The sequence below is a fragment of the Nostoc mirabile CHAB5784 genome, from assembly GCF_020829645.1.
In the GTDB taxonomy this organism is placed as follows: domain Bacteria; phylum Cyanobacteriota; class Cyanobacteriia; order Cyanobacteriales; family Nostocaceae; genus Nostoc; species Nostoc mirabile.
The window spans coordinates 104,150-119,566 of sequence record NZ_JAIVFS010000009.1; the positions used below are offsets into that span (position 1 = coordinate 104,150).

Consider the following 15,417-nt stretch of genomic DNA (forward strand, 5'->3'; position numbering starts at 1 on the left):
CAACTCACGTTGCAATTAAAGTTGCGATCGCGCTTCTAAATTTAAATAAAATTAGTTTTATAAAATTAATGTTTCGAGTTTTGCCTGTACTTCTTCTATTAAATCCTGTGAAACACTTTCAACAAATTTTGCCTTTCTGCTTTTCCAATCGAATGATTTAATTTGGTCAGCTAACACAACTCCTTTTGTTTGCATTCCCTCAACAAGTGGAACTTCAAACTTAAGCCCTTTTGCGTTGCTGGTTATAGGACATGTTAAAACTAAGGAGGCTAATCGATTGTATTGAATTGGAGATATAACAAGAACAGGGCGGTAGCCCCTTTGCTCCCGCCCTTGCTGTTGTAGTTCATTGTTCAATGTCATAGCAATGTCATCAAATGACATCCCTGAGTTGTAAAGGGCAAATGCACGCTGAATTGAATCAACCGTAAACTGCTGTTCTGATCCAAATTCTAATTTGATAATATCTCCTCTTTTGGGAAAGTATTGATTAACTACCAATGCTCATTCCCCACAGCATTTCCGGTTTCAAATTCTGGATGAAATTTATCAGGAGTCATACCTTCAAGCAATTCATCAAGCGTATACTTTTTTCTTTTTCGTGGTGTAACTATAATACTGTTACCTTCGACAGTAATATCCATACTTGTTCCTTCAGTTACATGTGCTTGTTCAGCTACCGCTCTTGGAATCCGAATAGCTAAACTATTTCCCCATTTAGCAACAACTGCGGTCATAGCTATTTCCAAATATTTTGTTAGTTATCTACACGCCCAAACTTTACATTTTCGGAGTCAAAACTTTTAAAAACTTTGTCTGACGTATATACTTTGAAGATACAGGTTTTATTAGCGGGTGTCAACACCCCCTTGTAAGCCAATCGTTGACGCCTGGTTGCAGCATGATTTTAGAGAAAGTTTATAAAGAAAATCTAAAGGTAGCAAATAGCGATCGCCTGAAAACAGGATAATGCAGCTGATTCCCATTCAACCTAGAATTATGGCATCTACACCTAAAATCCTCGCCTTTGCAGGCAGCACTCGTATAGATTCTTACAACAAAAAATTGGTAAAAATCGCGGCGGCTGGCGCTAAGGCAGCAGGCGCAGAAGTGACTTATATAGACCTTCGCGATTTGCCTTTACCTCTTTTTGATGAAGATTTAGAAGCTCAAGAAGGACTACCAGCCAACGCCCACACTTTCAAGGATTTGCTGATTTCTCATCAAGGATTGCTGATTGCTTCGCCGGAATATAACAGTTCACTCACAGCAGTTTTGAAGAACGCCATTGATTGGGCATCCCGTCCAGCCCCAAATGAAGCACCGTTGGCTGCTTTTGCAGGTAAGGTTGCTAGCATTATGAGCGCTTCCCCAGGCGGCCTTGGTGGTTTGCGGGGGTTGGTTCACCTGCGCTCTATTTTGGGAAACATCAAAGTTTTAGTACTTCCCGATCAAATAGCAGTATCTAAAGCTTATGAAGCCTTTAATGTCGATGGCATATTAAAAGATGCTAAACAGCAAGAATCTGTTGAGCAGTTAGGCGCTGGCTTAACAAAAATATTGCTGAAGCTCAATTAAACTCTTCAGGTGTTCAGTAAATAGCGAACATTTATCATTAAATACAGATTTTGGGGTATGAAAGCGTGGCTACTACCTCCTGTTACCTTCAACCTCGACCTGGTGATAGTAGCAGTTTCTGTGTCAGTATCTTACGTCTGTTGCTGTAAACAGTATTCGCTTTAACATAATATTTACAGTTGACGCGTGTAACCCCAAGGGTTACTATTTTAGTGTGATTAGGACGTTTAAACACAAGGGAATTAAAAAACTTTTTGAAGACGATGATAGGAGTGGAGTTCAGCCAGCGCAAGCAGACAAGCTTTTAGATATACTTGACAGGCTTGATGCCGCCGCCGAAATCAAAGATATGCAATACCCTGGATCTGGACTGCACCAATTACAAGGAGACAGAAAAGGGGAGTGGTCTGTTACTATTACAAAAAATTGGCGGATAACTTTTACTTTTCAAGACGGAGATGCTTACGACGTAAATTACCAAGACTATCATTAGGAGTTAAGGATGATCGCAAAAAGAAAACCTAGACATCCTGGCGGATTAATCAAGCGTCAGTACCTGGAACCGCTAAATATCACAATTACTGACTTTGCTGATATTCTTAATGTGTCTCGTAAAACTGTATCTGAGATAGTTAACGAGCAAGCAAGTGTTACGCCGAATATGGCGCTTCGTTTGGCTACCGCTTTGCAAACTACTCCTGAACTTTGGTTAAATCTCCAACAAAAATATGATCTTTGGTGCGCTGCTAATGAATCAGAGTCTTGGAAAGATATAGCACCCATAAATTTACAAGCGTGCTGATCGACAAGATTCCCGACTTCTTAAATCAATCGGGAATCTGAGCATTTCAATTCTCACAAATTATAAATTAATATTCTTGGACAAAATTGATTTTGGTAGCATTCCATGCACACCTTTTTGGGGACTGTTGACAACTTGAGTGATATGAAAATTCACAGCTAAACTACACAATACATAAGCATCCTCTGGCGACAAATTTATGAAACGTTCCAGAAAATCAATCATGTTTTTTAAAGCCAGTTCTAAGGCTTCATCTAAAGTTTGGGCAAAGCCCATTGTGATGATATGAGTTGGAGTTTCGGCAATTGGTGTTGTTAGTTGTAAATCCTTGCGAAGTTTGAGGGTAATTCTACCGTTCATGGAAGTTTCAATGGCGGTGACATTTACCTCACCATCTCCCTGTGCAGAATGCCCATCACCAATAGAAAATAATGCACCTGGTACGAAAATCGGCAAAAATAAACGAGAACCAGCTTGTAGTTCCCGGTTGTCGATATTACCGCCGTAAGAACCTGGTGGGACAGAAGTTCGAGAGGTTTCTGGGGTAGCGACACCAAGAATTCCAAAAAACGGTTTGAGAGGAATTTTTATGCCAGTACCCGCCGGAAATTCCGCGATATTGTTTGCTAAATCTAGAGGAATGAATCTCAAAGCAGGTTGAGGAAACTGATGTGGTAAAGCTCCCCAACCTGTACGAATGGCATTGAAACCGATGGGTAAACGAGGTGCGATCGCATCTAATTGTACTTCTAAAACATCCCCTGGTTCGGCATTGTGCATATAAATCGGCCCTGTGAGTAAATGCGGCCCCCCAGCAATTTTGCGTTCTGGTAGAAGATTTTGGCAGATGTCGAGAAATTCTGGTGTGACAAATTCAGGTGGTGCTTTGTCGTAAACGTAGTAACCAGTATAAGTTTCCACATCAACCGTATCGCCAGAGTCAATAATGAGCGCTGGTTCTAGCAGATGGGAGAAACCACCCAAATGCACCGTTTCCTTGGTAGCTTTTAAAATGTAATGAGTCATATCATATCTGCCTAATCACTTATCAAAAAAAGTTTCCGCGTTAGAGCGTCCCCCTTGCTCCCAGCTAAGAACTCCCTTGCCTCTTTTCCAACTTCTGTCAAGCATCAGATGAAAGGATGCCTACTAATACTCGTAGCAAATCTTCTAAACCTTCAGGAACACGATAAAGCTTAATATCTTCTGTAATTAGCTTCTGTTGTCTATTGAGTGTACCAAATTTCCAGTCATCTCCATTAGTAACTGCGCCAAATAAAATTGATGATTGATCGTCTAGAGTCTGATCCAGAGCTATTAATTCTACTGCTAGCTGTGTAAACCCTCTTCTGATATCTGATTGTTTTGCCTCAATCACTAATAGAGAGTTAGATTTATATAAATAATAATCCAAAGTACCTTTGAGCTTTTCATCTACATTAAGTGGATACTCGCTATATAACTGAGCTTTTGTCTGATCGCAGATTTCAGCAAGAATAGGAGCAATCATAAATTCTCTGATTGATATCTCAGCCGTTGGGTTAAAAAGCTTTATATTGCGCTGTAAATAATTTTGTAAAAATTCTAAATAGCTAATATCAGCAAAGTATCTTGGTAATTGTAGCTCTGTGCGATCGTAGCTGTACTCAAACTCAGCTACTACATCTATTGTTGGGTTAGGTAACAAAAAATATTCACTAAAAGTGTAACTTTGTTCAGGTTTTAAAATTCTATATTTGCTCATGATTTTATCGGGAATAACCTAAATGAAATATATTACGAATTACGAATTACGAATTACGAATTAAAAATTGGTATTATTATCTCAATAATTTGCTAAACTCCAACTTTAGGGATAGCAAATAAGAACAATTTGAGCAGGGAATTTGGAGGGGTTGCAGAGTGGCTGATGATGAACGCATAGTCAATGCACAACAGATAGATCCAAAAGACTTTTCATGGAGATTATGGCCTGTTGTGCCACTCTACCCTTATGGCAGGCGGCAGACAATCCGCAAAGAAGTGGTAAAGGACACAATCTGGAATTTTGACCAGATTCAGGGCATTTTCTACGTTGTTGTACCGATTCGCATGACTGTGGTTAAGCTCGAAACTGGGGGTCTTCTCGTCTACGCGCCTGTTGCACCAACCCCAGAGTGTATCCGCCTTGTGAATGAGTTGGTGGTGGAACACGGTAACGTTAAGTACATTATCCTGCCAACTATTTCCGGCATAGAACATAAGGTATTCGTTGGCCCCTTCGCCAGATACTTTCCGACTGCACAGGTGTTTGTGGCTCCCCATCAGTGGAGTTTCCCACTAAATCTCCCCCTTAGCTGGCTTGGTTTACCACCGAAACGAACTCAAGTACTTCCAGAAGATAGTAGCAAAACACCCTTTGCTGACGAGTTTGATTATGCAATGCTGGGCCCCATTGAGCTTGGCCCTGGTCGGTTTGCAGAAGTTGCTTTTTTCCACAAGCGATCGCATACTCTTTTAGTAACAGATTCTGTGCTTTCTATCCCAGAAGATCCACCTGTGATCGCACTTTTAGATCCATATCCTTTGCTATTCCATGCCAAGGATCATGCTACTGATATTGTTGCAGATATTCAAGTAAATCGCCGTAAGGGTTGGCAGCGTATCTCCTTGTTTGCTTTGTACTTTCAACCCAACGCACTAAATATCCGCCAATGGAGTCAGGTTTTGCAAGATGCCTTGAAAGCACCAGAACGCTCAAAGAAAGCTTATTTTGGATTGTATCCCTTTAAATGGCATCCAGATTGGCAGCGATCGTTTAATGCTCTGCGAGGTGATGGACGTTTGTTTGTCGCACCAATTTTACAGACGCTGATTCTCAACCGCGCACCAAAAGAAACCATCGACTGGGCTGATAAAGTTGCAAGTTGGGATTTCCAGTGGATTATTCCTTGCCACTTTGATTCACCGATTAAAGCCGAGCCGCATCAGTTTCGCCAAGCTTTCTCTTTTTTGGAAAAGCAGCCTGCTGTCAGTGCGGGTTTGTTCAGCAGTAGCAGCTATCCCTTGCCAGAGGCGGATTTTAAACTACTTAAGGAAATCGATACAGGTTTAAATAAGTTTGGGATTGTGCCGCCAGCTAAAGATAAGGTGTAGGAAAAACGTCAAATATCAAAGTTTGGAAAGGTAAAAAGTGCGTAGGCATGGCCATTGCCGTAGATTAAGGTAAGTCAAGATTTTTATCACGTTTTTCAGCATTCTAGTTTCAAATTACTGACATGATTCCTTACCTTGATTACTATAAACATCCTCAAAATAATTAAAATATGCCTACGCAAGAACAAATAAGAACCTGTTTTATTCTCTGTTATAGAAATACTAAAATGTATCTACCCATATATTTGGTAACTGTAGACAAACGTACAAAAAATGTTGTGATTTTGGTAGGTGAAGAAACAGAAATTGTAATTTACCCAAACGGCAAATGGAGATATTTATGAGTAAACCTGACTTGATGTCATTGACCCGTGTCGAATTGCGTCAATATATCCTTGAACACAGAGAAGATGAAGAGGCACTACAGATTTACATTGATAGGTTTCAATCTGCCAATAACAAAGTATTTCCAGCACCTCAAACGATAGAGGACTTAGAAAACTTTTCCGAGTTGCATAAACAGCATCTAGAAAAGCGACGCAATGAAGCCTAAACTTCTCTAATCAGCACCTTTTACCCCAATACGCTTGGGTTAAGCATTTTTTTCTTCTCTCTGTTCCCTCTGCGCCTCTGCGGTAGCCTGCGGCAAGCCCTCCGGCTTGGTGCAGTCGCTCATGGGGGAAACCCCCATCGCCCTTGGCGTCTCCCCTTGGGAGAAGACCGCGCTGCTTCACCGCTTTGCGTCTACGTTAAAAAATTTGACCTTGATAAAGAGTTTTAGCCTTAACCCAAGCGTATTGCCTTTTACCCAATCCTCACTGCCCTCTATGCCCGCTTATTATAGGGAATTACAAGTGCCAAACTAACTGTTATTTAGTTCCATTAATGAAACTTTTTCGGAGGAATAAAGCCATTTTTCAAAATTGCTTTTACAGCGCAACCATTCTTTATCTGTCATTGCGAACCAATCAGTATCTCTGTTTCTTCCACGAACAAACATGTGTTGTCGAAAACGTCCTTCATAAATGAATCCCATCCTTGTAGCGGTAGTTCGACTCGCATGGTTGAGGGAATCACATTTCCACTCTACTCGACGATAAGAATGATGATCAAAAAGATGCTGAAGTAGCAAAAACTGTGATTCTGTATTGACTTTAGTTTTGTGGACTGCGGGAGTAAACCATACATGACCAATTTCAGCACGACCATTATTTGGTGCGATCGCAAGTAATGCTACAATTCCTACTTGAATATTTGTTGAGTTTTCAAAGACTGTCCAAGTAAGAGGGTCAGATTTACTTACTAGGTTTGTTTCTATCCAGTCTTTCATCGTGGAAGGGTGATCAAATGGGCCGTAAAATAGATAATTCCAGACGGCTTCTTTTTCAGGAGTGCCGTGTGAAGCTGCATACAAGGTATCCACATCCCTTTCGGGAATTAAGGGCTTGAGTGTTACAAATTCACCGTTAAGTTGAAGAAATTCCGGTGGTTGCCAAGTTCGGTTTTGCATGATTTTATTGTTTTCCACACACCGATAATCTCATATCCAAACCACCAACGATTCGATTATATGAATCTGCGAGTATCAACCCATAGCAGCCTATGGGCGTTATGTGGGAAATCCAGTGAGTGTTTGCTGAAACGGATTCTTGAGTTTCACCGTTTGATTCCCTTAAACCGTTCTTGCGCCGCCTGAAACGCTTCTTGCATTACCAACTGAATTTTTTGGGAATCGGGTTTCTTACCTCCCATTAAATCACCAAAGTAAACACAGGCGGCTTCTCCTAATGCCCAGGTGTAGGCAGCTGCCCAAGAGGCTGCGATCGCACTACCAAAACCTGGTATAAATTTAATTAATTCCCGTGCTATTGCCTGTGCTAAAAAACCACCTGCGATCGCACTCACAACGCCTCCCGCCTGAGATGGAGTAACTGTTTGCCCATATAATTTACCCAACAGTCCCACCATTGATACTTGCAAAGCAGTTAGTACGGGCATTGTCGCAAATGGCAGAGGTACAGCCGCAAGAGTTGCAGACATAATCGAAAATGGCAAAATATAACGGCGTGCAGCATCTCGGTAAAGATTACCAAGTTGCTTCCCAGCTTCTTCTTGATCTAATAGTTGATAAATCGCCTGGGCTTCTGCTTCTGGGAGTACTTCTGCTAAGGAATCTCGCAGTGCTTCTAAGCCATAAAATACCGGATTATAGCCATCTTCTTCTAAGGTAAAGTCAATGAGTACAGAGCGATCGCTTATTTCTGCAAAGGCTTGCTGCATTGCGACAAATGCGCGGTTGACTTCTTGATAATCTGGTGGATAGGCAGGATGATCGACGGTATCGGCAGGATAAACCTCATGCAAGCAAGTAACTACCAGCAAACAGGGAATATTTGGATACTTCTGGCGCAACTGTTGAGCAATTTGTCGTAGCGTGTCAGTTGCAAAATCATTAATTTTGACGGACAGAAGGAGGATTCTAGCAGAACGAGTCTCTTTTTTTAAATCGCCAACTAACTCCTGAATAATTTTTTCAGTATCTTGTTTAACATCACCCAGTCCCACCGTATCAGTAAAAATCAGTAACGGCAGGTCATTGGAAGGATAGGCATAGCGCTCTGTATGTTGCGTGTGAGGACGAAATCCCTGACCGACAATTTCGGCAGAAACTCCCGTCAATCCCCGGACAATTGAACTTTTTCCGGCTTGGGGTTTACCAATCAGGAGGGCTTCTGTGGTTGGCAGTTCAGCTCGAACTTTCTCTAAAATCTCTGCAACCTGAGTTTCGCTCACACTAAACCATTCAACAACCGTCTGTGCCAGTTGTTCTACGGGTAAGAGTTGCGTTAGACGTATTGTTGCGTTGTTCCAGACACCAGCAATGCGGTTTGTCCAGGAATTATCGACCGACTTGGTAGTTGCTCCATCGGTCGGTTCACTCAATTGCTGAGAATCATCTTGCTCAGTCATTTTCATCCAAACGTAGAAGACCCTTTTACTAATCTTATAGCGATTCTCAAAGGGATAACCAGTACCGTTAGTGGTGTTATAAACTTGGGCGATCGCGTTCGTGTCTCATAATCCTAAAGGAACCGTCGCCGTACAAAAACATAGCAAGGGAAATTATTGTATCGACTAACAATCCCATTGTTACGGCAGACAATAGCATTGTATCGACTAACAATCCCATTGTTACGGCTGACAATAGCATTGTATCGACTAACAATCCCATTGTATCGACTAACAATCCCATTGTTTTGACTAACAATGCAATTGTTTCGGCTTACAATGTTAATACAAAACTAAAGTTATGGACAGCCTCTCAACCCGTTAACAATTCAAAATTCACGCATTCAAAACTTGTACTGAGCTTGTCGAAGTATTCAAACATTTTAGACATTTCAGACGAACGCGAGTGCGTCTCTAAGAGTTGAGAAGTGCCTTCTCCCAAGGGGAGACGCCAAGGGCGATGCGCGGGTTAAGAGCGTTGTGGCAACTACGTTCGATTTAAACCCCGACTGAAACTGGTGCTACATATAGATGTAGGGGTCTTAAACCCTTGAACTTACGATAAATTAAATGATCTTGTTGGCTAATTGATCGACGGGTTATATACCAATACGCTTGGGTTAGCGCCAAAAACCTTAAACTGCGTAGGTTGGGGAGCCACTGCGCCCTTGCGGTTTCCCGACTTGAAGCAAGTGGCGTTTGAGGAACGAAACCCAACATTTTCGGTGTTTTGTTGGGTAACACTAAAGTTCAAACCAACCTACGATTATCCTTAACCCAAGCGTATTGGGTTATATACCTCAACGACTCGTTTCCTGGCTGGAGCTAGGGAATGCAGCCAGTCTTCGGCAAAGCCTCCTTTACTGGTAGTGAAAGCAGAGGGAAAAATTGTATTTTCAAGCCTTCTGCCCTTTGCCTCTTTTTTGGGAAGTTTACATGCTGGTAAAAAAGCTGAAAACTTCTGCGGATTAGCGTAGGGTAATGTTGCGTAGTTCTATTTCAGCGTAAGCGTAAGGGTCAGTCTCGTATTTATTAGCAGACAAGTTTTTGTTCGCACACACAGTGTTGGTGTTGCCGTAAATATCAGTCTTTGAGCAAGCTTGAATATATATGCCAGCCTTGAAGTAACAGGAACCGATGATACCCGTCATCCTCACTGTACCAGTACTACTCGTTACACCTGAACGCAGATTTTTGTAGGTGATAGTAACATTGCCACTGGATGTAACAGCAATGTCGATAGTCATCGGATCGCCGATCTTGTAAGCGCTGTCGAGAAGCTTGGTAGTAGTGTCGTTGTTGAAGCGGGCTTCAAGCTTGCCGATGTCCGTCGAGCCGTTGGCAGAGGACGGGCCGAAGTACTTCACCATCACGAGGTCGTTTTCTGAGTCATGGATCTGCCCGATGGTGGCTTCCGGCTTATTCGTGGTGGTGTGCAACAGGGTCTGTTCCAGGTACATGGCATGATCGGTATTCTTACAGTTCCAGGCAGCAGACTCCGTTCCATCACCCTGCATTTCACGCAGTTCAGAACGGGCGTAAGCAGTATTTTTGCTGGTACGTGCGCCACCAGCGATCGCTTTCAAAAGCACACCATTCTTGGCAGCATTCAGACGAAAATATTCTGAATTAGTGTAGGTCTTGAGTTGCGGCTGCTTAATTTCCGTTGCCTTGTTTGAGTTGGAATTCAAGCTGATTGGCAGGGTGATCTTCCACTTGCTTAGGTCAAGCACATCGGCCGGGTACTGAGCGTTACCACCTGAGACCTGACCATTTGAGGGATTTGAAGTACCACTGCTCTCACCATTTGAGGGATTTGAAGTATCACTGCTTTCATTATTTGAGGGATTTGAAATACCACTGCTTGTACAGCCATTGGTCGAACCCAGCGAATTAATCTTCAATTCATCGATACGCAATCTAGAATCGATATCACCCACGATCTTGATCGTGTTGGCGGCTTGGTCGCTGACGTTTTGCGCGTCTTCATTCCCCTTGCCAGAGGTGTTACTGACCACAGTAGTCCAGGTTGCACCATTGTCCTTGGAAAGCTGTACGCTGTAGGTATACTTGTTCGTGCCGTACCAATTAAGCACCAGATCATCTACGCGCTGGCAGCTACTGAATCTCGCAGTTATGGAAGTACCATGGGCGTCAGCCTCCCAGTGGGTATTCTTATTTTTGTCAATAGCGTTGGCAGCAACAAACACACCCCTGACAGATGTGGCAGTAGCATCGCTGAACGAGACAACGGTAGGCGACGCTACAGAAGCACTAGCTATCATTGCAGCCGAGACAGCTATTGTAAAAGACAGGTTTGAAAATTTTGTATTCATTCTTTAACCTCTGTTGAATATTGAACAATGAGTTGTTACTCAGAGGGATGGATGATATTTTTTGTGAATGCGTAAGTCATATTGTATATAAATAAGTAACGTACCGAACACGCTAAGAGGATTGCGCGTCAGGTTGCGATCGTCGCCTATAAAAAAATACGCTTGGGTTAACCAGTACCGTTAGTAGTGTTATCAACTTGAGCGATCGCGTTCTGGAGGTAGCGGTGTCTCACATTCCTAAACGAACCGTCGCCGTAGAAAAACGTAGCAAAGGAAATTATTAAACCTCTTGCGAAAATCCTTGATCCGCCAGGGACTCAAGTCCTCTCTTATAGCAAAAGTCCGTTTAAACGGACTAAAATTATTGTTATTAGTCGGTTTAAACCGACTTGAGCTATTAGCCCGAAAATTTATTTTCGGGCGGATGTTCGGCTTTTGCAAGAGGTCTATTGTATCGACTGACAATGCGATTGTTACGGCTGACAATGCGATTGTATCGACTGACAATGCGATTGTATCGACTGACAATGCGATTGTTACGGCTGACAATGCGATTGTATCGACTGACAATGCGATTGTTACGGCTGACAATGCGATTGTTTTGACTGACAATGCGATTGTTAATGACTAATACTATTTCACTTTAATAATGATACAAATACGCCAGTAGGGCATGGCAATGTCCATAGGTGTCAACTTAACGTGAAACCCAAGTCATAACGTGATATTGAGTTCATTCACTTACCATCACGATCCGCATTACCCCACCCCGGCTTTGCTGACGCAAAACCTCCCCTCCCCGATGCTTTGGGGAGGGGATTGAGGGGTGGGGTAGAACGGTTGTGGGACATAGGTTTGAGCTTAAGTTGACACCAATGGGCAATGTCATGCCCCTACGAGAAATCTATATGTATCAGGATTTTCGTGAATTGGTATAATGACCAACGAACAATGAACAATGACCAATGACCAATGACTACTTAATCAAATCAATGATCGCTTTCACCAATGCATCTGGATCTACTGGTTTAGAAATATGCATTTGAAATCCTGCTGCTAGTGCTTGCTGCTGATTCATTTCGCCTGCATAAGCTGTCAGAGCGATCGCTGGTACTAATCCTCCTTGTTGAGGCGATCGCTTTCTTACTTCACGCATCAGCATATAACCGTCTGTCTTTGGCATTCCAATATCGCTAATTAAAACATCTGGTACCGACTCAGACAGCGCTTCTAATGCTTCCTGTGCTGAAGATACGGCAGTTACTTCTACACCGTAGTCTTGCAAAATAAAGCTAACTAAGTCGCGGATATCTGGTTCATCGTCCACGACCAAAATGTGAGTATCCCAAAGGAGCGAGGATTCAGGCTCACAATCTAAAGACTCATTCTCTTCACGCGTCACCTGTTCACTTCTGACTAAAAGCGGTAGCTCAACAGTGAAAGTGCTACCCAATCCTTCTCCAGGACTTTCGGCTTGAACATTTCCCCCATGCATCTCTACAACCTTACGCACGATCGCTAATCCTAAACCTAATCCACCAAATGCCCGCGTAATTGTGCTATCAGCTTGGCGAAAGTAATCGAACACATAAGGCAAAAACTCTGGGCTAATTCCCTTACCTGTATCGCTGACCTGAATTTGAGCTTGGTTACCAACTTCCATGAGTCGAATTTCTACCCGTCCGCCTGCTGGTGTAAATTTTACCGCATTGGAAAGTAGATTCCATACAACTTGTTGAAGCCGATTTGCGTCGCCCATCACTTGTCCCAAAGTGGGATCAAATATCGTTTGAATTTGAATTGACTTAGCTTGGGCTGCGAGTTGTACTGTCTCTAGTGCTGCTTCAATTACCATTACCAAGTTTACTGGACAGATATTTAAGTTTAATTTTCCTCGGAGGATGCGAGACACATCCAACAAATCTTCAATTAGCTGGGTTTGTAACTTGACGTTGCGTTCAATGGTTTCTAAGGCGTGGTTGGTAGTTTTTTCATCAAAATTACGAGTCCGCAGCAATTTCGACCACCCCAGAACGGAGTTAAGTGGGGTTCGCAGTTCATGGGAGAGAACCGCCAGAAATTCATCTTTGATTTTGTTGGCGATTTCTGCTTCTTTGCGTGCTTTCATTTCTCGTTCGAGGAGGCGATCGCGTTCTTTCTCAACTGATTTGCGATGGGTAATATCCAGTACAAAAGCAACACCATTATTTTTGGAGTCATTCAGCAAGGCTATCCCCAATACAATTGGTACTCGTTTCCCGTTGCGTTGGAGATACTCTTTCTCATAAATTCTGGAAACTCCAGTGGTTTGCACTTCCAAAAGGGCGCGATCGTCTAAATCTTTATATTCAATAGGAGTAAGTTCTCTCCAATTAATTCTACCCAAAGTGGCAAACTCATCACGGGTGTAGCCAGCTAGCTGGAGAAAGGCATCATTGGCATCAAGAATAAAGCCATCCACATTCCAAAAAGCGACCCCGATCAGGTTGGATTCAAACAAACGCCGAAATCTGGCTTCACTTTCGCGTAGTGTTTTTTCTGCCCGTTTGTGTTCGGTAATGTCACGAAAAACTGTAATTACGCCTTCAATCTTTTGGTTAGAATTCCGTAATGCTGTGAGGATGTATTCATAATAATGCACCCCATCAGCAGTAACATATTTACACTCATCCTTAATTGGCTGCCCAGTTTTGATCACAGCTTTTCGTTGATTATCTACCTGTTCTACAAGGTCTGCGGGTAAATCCAGGTCTTGCAAAGTTTTTCCGACAATATCCTGGGGCTTTAAGCCTAGTATAGTAGCTGCATCATGACTGACATACTGATAGCAACCTCTGCGATTAAAGATGTAAATGTGATCGACTGAGGCAGTGAGGATGGCATTTAAAATATTTGCCTGTTCTTGCACTTGGGTTGTGAGTTCACGAGTATTTTCTTCTGCTTGCTTGCAGACAGTAGTTTCCATACAAACGCCGATCATTCGCACCGCTTGTCCATGATCGTCATAGATAAATTTTCCCTTGGCAGAAATCCAATGTACACTTTTATCTGAGCGAACTATACGAAATTCATCGTTGTAGTCAGTTTTTTGTTTTAAAGCGTGGGCGATCCCTTGCATTACAGATTGCCTGTCTTCAGGATAAACGCACTTCTGAAACGTTTCGTAAGGGCCGTCAAAACTACCTGGAAGCACACCAAAAAGCAATTCATAGTTTTCAGACCAGATGACTTGATTAGTAACAATATTCCAATCCCACAAGCCCATCTGGGAAACCTCTAGCGCTAATCTAAGCCGTTCTTCACTCTCTCTTAGGGAGGCTTCTACCTGCTGTCGTTCTGCAATTTCTTGTTGGAGTTGCTCTAAAGTTACTGCTACATCTGTTGGCACATTCAAGGCTGTAGATGTCCCCTGTTCAAAATGCCGCTTGATATCATATTCAACAGCTTGAATATGGGGATATTCTAGTGCAAGTGCCAATTTTTTTTCTAGCTCTATTACTTGCCCCTCAAGCGCTGCTTGCCTTTGCTGATAAAATATTTCTGATTGCTCTAACTCAGCTACACGCTGCTGCAGAGTTGCTAATTCATCAGTGACTTGAAAGTTAGTTTTATCAACATTTGGCATCTTGCACACCGCTTATTACTAAACAATACCGATTTGAAGAGTAGGCATCCCCTAGCTTTAACAGCATGGATTTTTAAGCTAAAAAATGTAATCCGTCAAAAGGCGCATAAGTTTTAGCCAAAAGACATCCTTTGAGATTAAGAGCTATGTCTGACTAAAAGACACTTTGCATCCAATAATAAATTATCTCTTCAAACGCATAAAACCTGCACCAATAAATAATGCCACAACCTGTCCCCAGAAGACAACACCCGATTGGTTTACGCCAACAGGAGGAATATTTAAACTGCCGATGCCATAAAATAATTGTTGCACAAACCACCAAAATAGATAGAAAAAAGCTGGAAGTTCGATGGGAATATACAAGATTATTAGCGGTAGAATTGTGTCAATTTTAGCTTTAGGAAACTTTATAATATATGCTCCTAAAACAGCTGCGATCGCGCCATTGCCCCCAATCAATGGTACTGTCAAACTCGGTTCCGCGACAATTTGCACACAAGAAGCGATCGCGCCAGCAGCCAGATACAATCCTAGATAGCGTCTATGTCCCAGAATATTTTCGACAGTCTTACCAAAAACCCATAAAAATAACAGATTTCCCAATATTTGACTAAAACTGCCATGTAAGAATATTGCAACAAGTAGTGAAAATGTCCGCCAAATTACAATTATCCAAGCAGCATTGTTGTAAAATAATGCATTTGTAATTGCCCCACTAATTTGGGCTGGAATCACACCCCAACTATTAACAAAATCACCTAATCCACCACTAAATTCTAGTTGAAGCTCCCATAAAAATACGGCAACATTAATACCAATCAACCAGTAATTAATAATTGGCTTAGTCCGACAACGAATATTATCACTAATAGGAATCATACTAATTCGTAATTCGTAATTCGTAATTCATAATTAAGAAACACCAAATA

General features: G+C 42.2%; 17 protein-coding genes. 6 read left to right on the plus strand and 11 right to left on the minus strand.

Annotated elements, in window-relative coordinates:
• Window positions 1-57: 57 nt before the first annotated feature.
• Both LC653_RS09075 and LC653_RS09080 read right to left on the minus strand, forming a co-directional pair.
• On the minus strand, window positions 58-501 hold the full coding sequence (locus tag LC653_RS09075) for a type II toxin-antitoxin system PemK/MazF family toxin (protein ID WP_229494174.1): 444 nt from the start codon (window positions 499-501) through the stop codon (window positions 58-60).
• On the minus strand, window positions 495-737 hold the full coding sequence (locus LC653_RS09080; protein WP_229494175.1) for an AbrB/MazE/SpoVT family DNA-binding domain-containing protein: 243 nt from the start codon (window positions 735-737) through the stop codon (window positions 495-497). Before LC653_RS09080 ends, LC653_RS09075 begins: the two co-directional genes overlap by 7 nt.
• 232 nt (window positions 738-969) lie before the next feature.
• Here LC653_RS09080 and LC653_RS09085 point away from each other — a divergent pair, with 232 nt between their 5' ends.
• The 3 genes from LC653_RS09085 to LC653_RS09095 all read left to right on the plus strand — a co-directional run bounded on the left by LC653_RS09085 (window position 970) and on the right by LC653_RS09095 (window position 2,380).
• On the plus strand, window positions 970-1,578 hold the full coding sequence (locus tag LC653_RS09085; protein ID WP_229494176.1) for an NADPH-dependent FMN reductase: 609 nt from the start codon (window positions 970-972) through the stop codon (window positions 1,576-1,578).
• Between the two features lie 214 nt (window positions 1,579-1,792).
• The gene (locus LC653_RS09090) at window positions 1,793-2,071 is read left to right on the plus strand and encodes a type II toxin-antitoxin system RelE/ParE family toxin (RefSeq protein WP_229494177.1); all 279 of its coding nucleotides are present in this window, start codon (window positions 1,793-1,795) and stop codon (window positions 2,069-2,071) included.
• A gap of 9 nt (window positions 2,072-2,080) precedes the next feature.
• Complete coding sequence (locus LC653_RS09095; protein WP_229494178.1) at window positions 2,081-2,380, plus strand: HigA family addiction module antitoxin; 300 nt, start codon at window positions 2,081-2,083, stop codon at window positions 2,378-2,380.
• Between the two features lie 60 nt (window positions 2,381-2,440).
• Here LC653_RS09095 and LC653_RS09100 read toward each other — a convergent pair whose 3' ends face one another.
• A complete protein-coding gene (locus LC653_RS09100; RefSeq protein ID WP_229494179.1) occupies window positions 2,441-3,406 on the minus strand; it encodes an acetamidase/formamidase family protein in 966 nt (321 codons plus the stop codon).
• 97 nt (window positions 3,407-3,503) lie between these two features.
• Window positions 3,504-4,124 (minus strand): hypothetical protein, encoded by a 621-nt coding sequence (locus LC653_RS09105; RefSeq protein WP_229494180.1) that lies wholly within the window; start codon window positions 4,122-4,124, stop codon window positions 3,504-3,506.
• Between the two features lie 158 nt (window positions 4,125-4,282).
• Here LC653_RS09105 and LC653_RS09110 point away from each other — a divergent pair, with 158 nt between their 5' ends.
• The 3 genes from LC653_RS09110 to LC653_RS09115 all read left to right on the plus strand — a co-directional run bounded on the left by LC653_RS09110 (window position 4,283) and on the right by LC653_RS09115 (window position 6,068).
• Window positions 4,283-5,515: a DUF4336 domain-containing protein gene (locus LC653_RS09110; protein WP_229494181.1), complete on the plus strand. Its 1,233-nt coding sequence runs from the start codon at window positions 4,283-4,285 to the stop codon at window positions 5,513-5,515.
• A gap of 170 nt (window positions 5,516-5,685) precedes the next feature.
• A complete protein-coding gene (locus LC653_RS47265) occupies window positions 5,686-5,859 on the plus strand; it encodes a DUF6888 family protein (RefSeq protein ID WP_372478138.1) in 174 nt (57 codons plus the stop codon).
• Window positions 5,856-6,068, plus strand: a complete 213-nt coding sequence (locus tag LC653_RS09115; protein ID WP_229494182.1) for a DUF6887 family protein — start codon at window positions 5,856-5,858, stop codon at window positions 6,066-6,068. Before LC653_RS47265 ends, LC653_RS09115 begins: the two co-directional genes overlap by 4 nt.
• A gap of 309 nt (window positions 6,069-6,377) precedes the next feature.
• Here the strand turns inward: LC653_RS09115 and LC653_RS09120 are convergent, their stop codons facing one another.
• The 7 genes from LC653_RS09120 to LC653_RS09150 form a co-directional block, all read right to left on the minus strand.
• Window positions 6,378-7,025: a GNAT family N-acetyltransferase gene (locus LC653_RS09120; protein WP_229494183.1), complete on the minus strand. Its 648-nt coding sequence runs from the start codon at window positions 7,023-7,025 to the stop codon at window positions 6,378-6,380.
• A gap of 146 nt (window positions 7,026-7,171) precedes the next feature.
• On the minus strand, window positions 7,172-8,485 hold the full coding sequence (locus LC653_RS09125; RefSeq protein WP_229494184.1) for a GTPase family protein: 1,314 nt from the start codon (window positions 8,483-8,485) through the stop codon (window positions 7,172-7,174).
• A 76-nt stretch (window positions 8,486-8,561) separates the two neighbouring features.
• Window positions 8,562-8,783 carry a hypothetical protein gene (locus LC653_RS09130; RefSeq protein ID WP_229494185.1) on the minus strand — a complete coding sequence of 74 codons (222 nt, stop codon included), beginning with the start codon at window positions 8,781-8,783 and terminating at the stop codon, window positions 8,562-8,564.
• Between the two features lie 709 nt (window positions 8,784-9,492).
• The gene (locus LC653_RS09135; RefSeq protein ID WP_229494186.1) at window positions 9,493-10,860 is read right to left on the minus strand and encodes a polysaccharide lyase family 7 protein; all 1,368 of its coding nucleotides are present in this window, start codon (window positions 10,858-10,860) and stop codon (window positions 9,493-9,495) included.
• A 397-nt stretch (window positions 10,861-11,257) separates the two neighbouring features.
• A complete protein-coding gene (locus tag LC653_RS47270; RefSeq protein WP_372478140.1) occupies window positions 11,258-11,497 on the minus strand; it encodes a hypothetical protein in 240 nt (79 codons plus the stop codon).
• Between the two features lie 339 nt (window positions 11,498-11,836).
• The gene (locus tag LC653_RS09145; RefSeq protein ID WP_229494188.1) at window positions 11,837-14,485 is read right to left on the minus strand and encodes a PAS domain-containing hybrid sensor histidine kinase/response regulator; all 2,649 of its coding nucleotides are present in this window, start codon (window positions 14,483-14,485) and stop codon (window positions 11,837-11,839) included.
• A 183-nt stretch (window positions 14,486-14,668) separates the two neighbouring features.
• Entirely contained in the window at window positions 14,669-15,367 is a 699-nt protein-coding gene (locus tag LC653_RS09150) for a rhomboid family intramembrane serine protease (protein WP_229494189.1), read from the minus strand.
• Window positions 15,368-15,417 lie beyond the last annotated feature (50 nt).

Coding starts and splice junctions, on each gene's coding strand:
- LC653_RS09105 (WP_229494180.1), bottom strand. CDS start 4,124: ATGAGCAAATATAGAATTTTAAAACCTGAACAAAGTTACACTTTTAGT.
- LC653_RS09150 (WP_229494189.1), bottom strand. CDS start 15,367: ATGATTCCTATTAGTGATAATATTCGTTGTCGGACTAAGCCAATTATT.
- LC653_RS09085 (WP_229494176.1), top strand. CDS start 970: ATGCAGCTGATTCCCATTCAACCTAGAATTATGGCATCTACACCTAAA.
- LC653_RS09100 (WP_229494179.1), bottom strand. CDS start 3,406: ATGACTCATTACATTTTAAAAGCTACCAAGGAAACGGTGCATTTGGGT.
- LC653_RS09120 (WP_229494183.1), bottom strand. CDS start 7,025: ATGCAAAACCGAACTTGGCAACCACCGGAATTTCTTCAACTTAACGGT.
- LC653_RS09125 (WP_229494184.1), bottom strand. CDS start 8,485: ATGACTGAGCAAGATGATTCTCAGCAATTGAGTGAACCGACCGATGGA.
- LC653_RS09095 (WP_229494178.1), top strand. CDS start 2,081: ATGATCGCAAAAAGAAAACCTAGACATCCTGGCGGATTAATCAAGCGT.
- LC653_RS09135 (WP_229494186.1), bottom strand. CDS start 10,860: ATGAATACAAAATTTTCAAACCTGTCTTTTACAATAGCTGTCTCGGCT.
- LC653_RS09115 (WP_229494182.1), top strand. CDS start 5,856: ATGAGTAAACCTGACTTGATGTCATTGACCCGTGTCGAATTGCGTCAA.
- LC653_RS09145 (WP_229494188.1), bottom strand. CDS start 14,485: ATGCCAAATGTTGATAAAACTAACTTTCAAGTCACTGATGAATTAGCA.
- LC653_RS09080 (WP_229494175.1), bottom strand. CDS start 737: ATGACCGCAGTTGTTGCTAAATGGGGAAATAGTTTAGCTATTCGGATT.
- LC653_RS47265 (WP_372478138.1), top strand. CDS start 5,686: ATGCCTACGCAAGAACAAATAAGAACCTGTTTTATTCTCTGTTATAGA.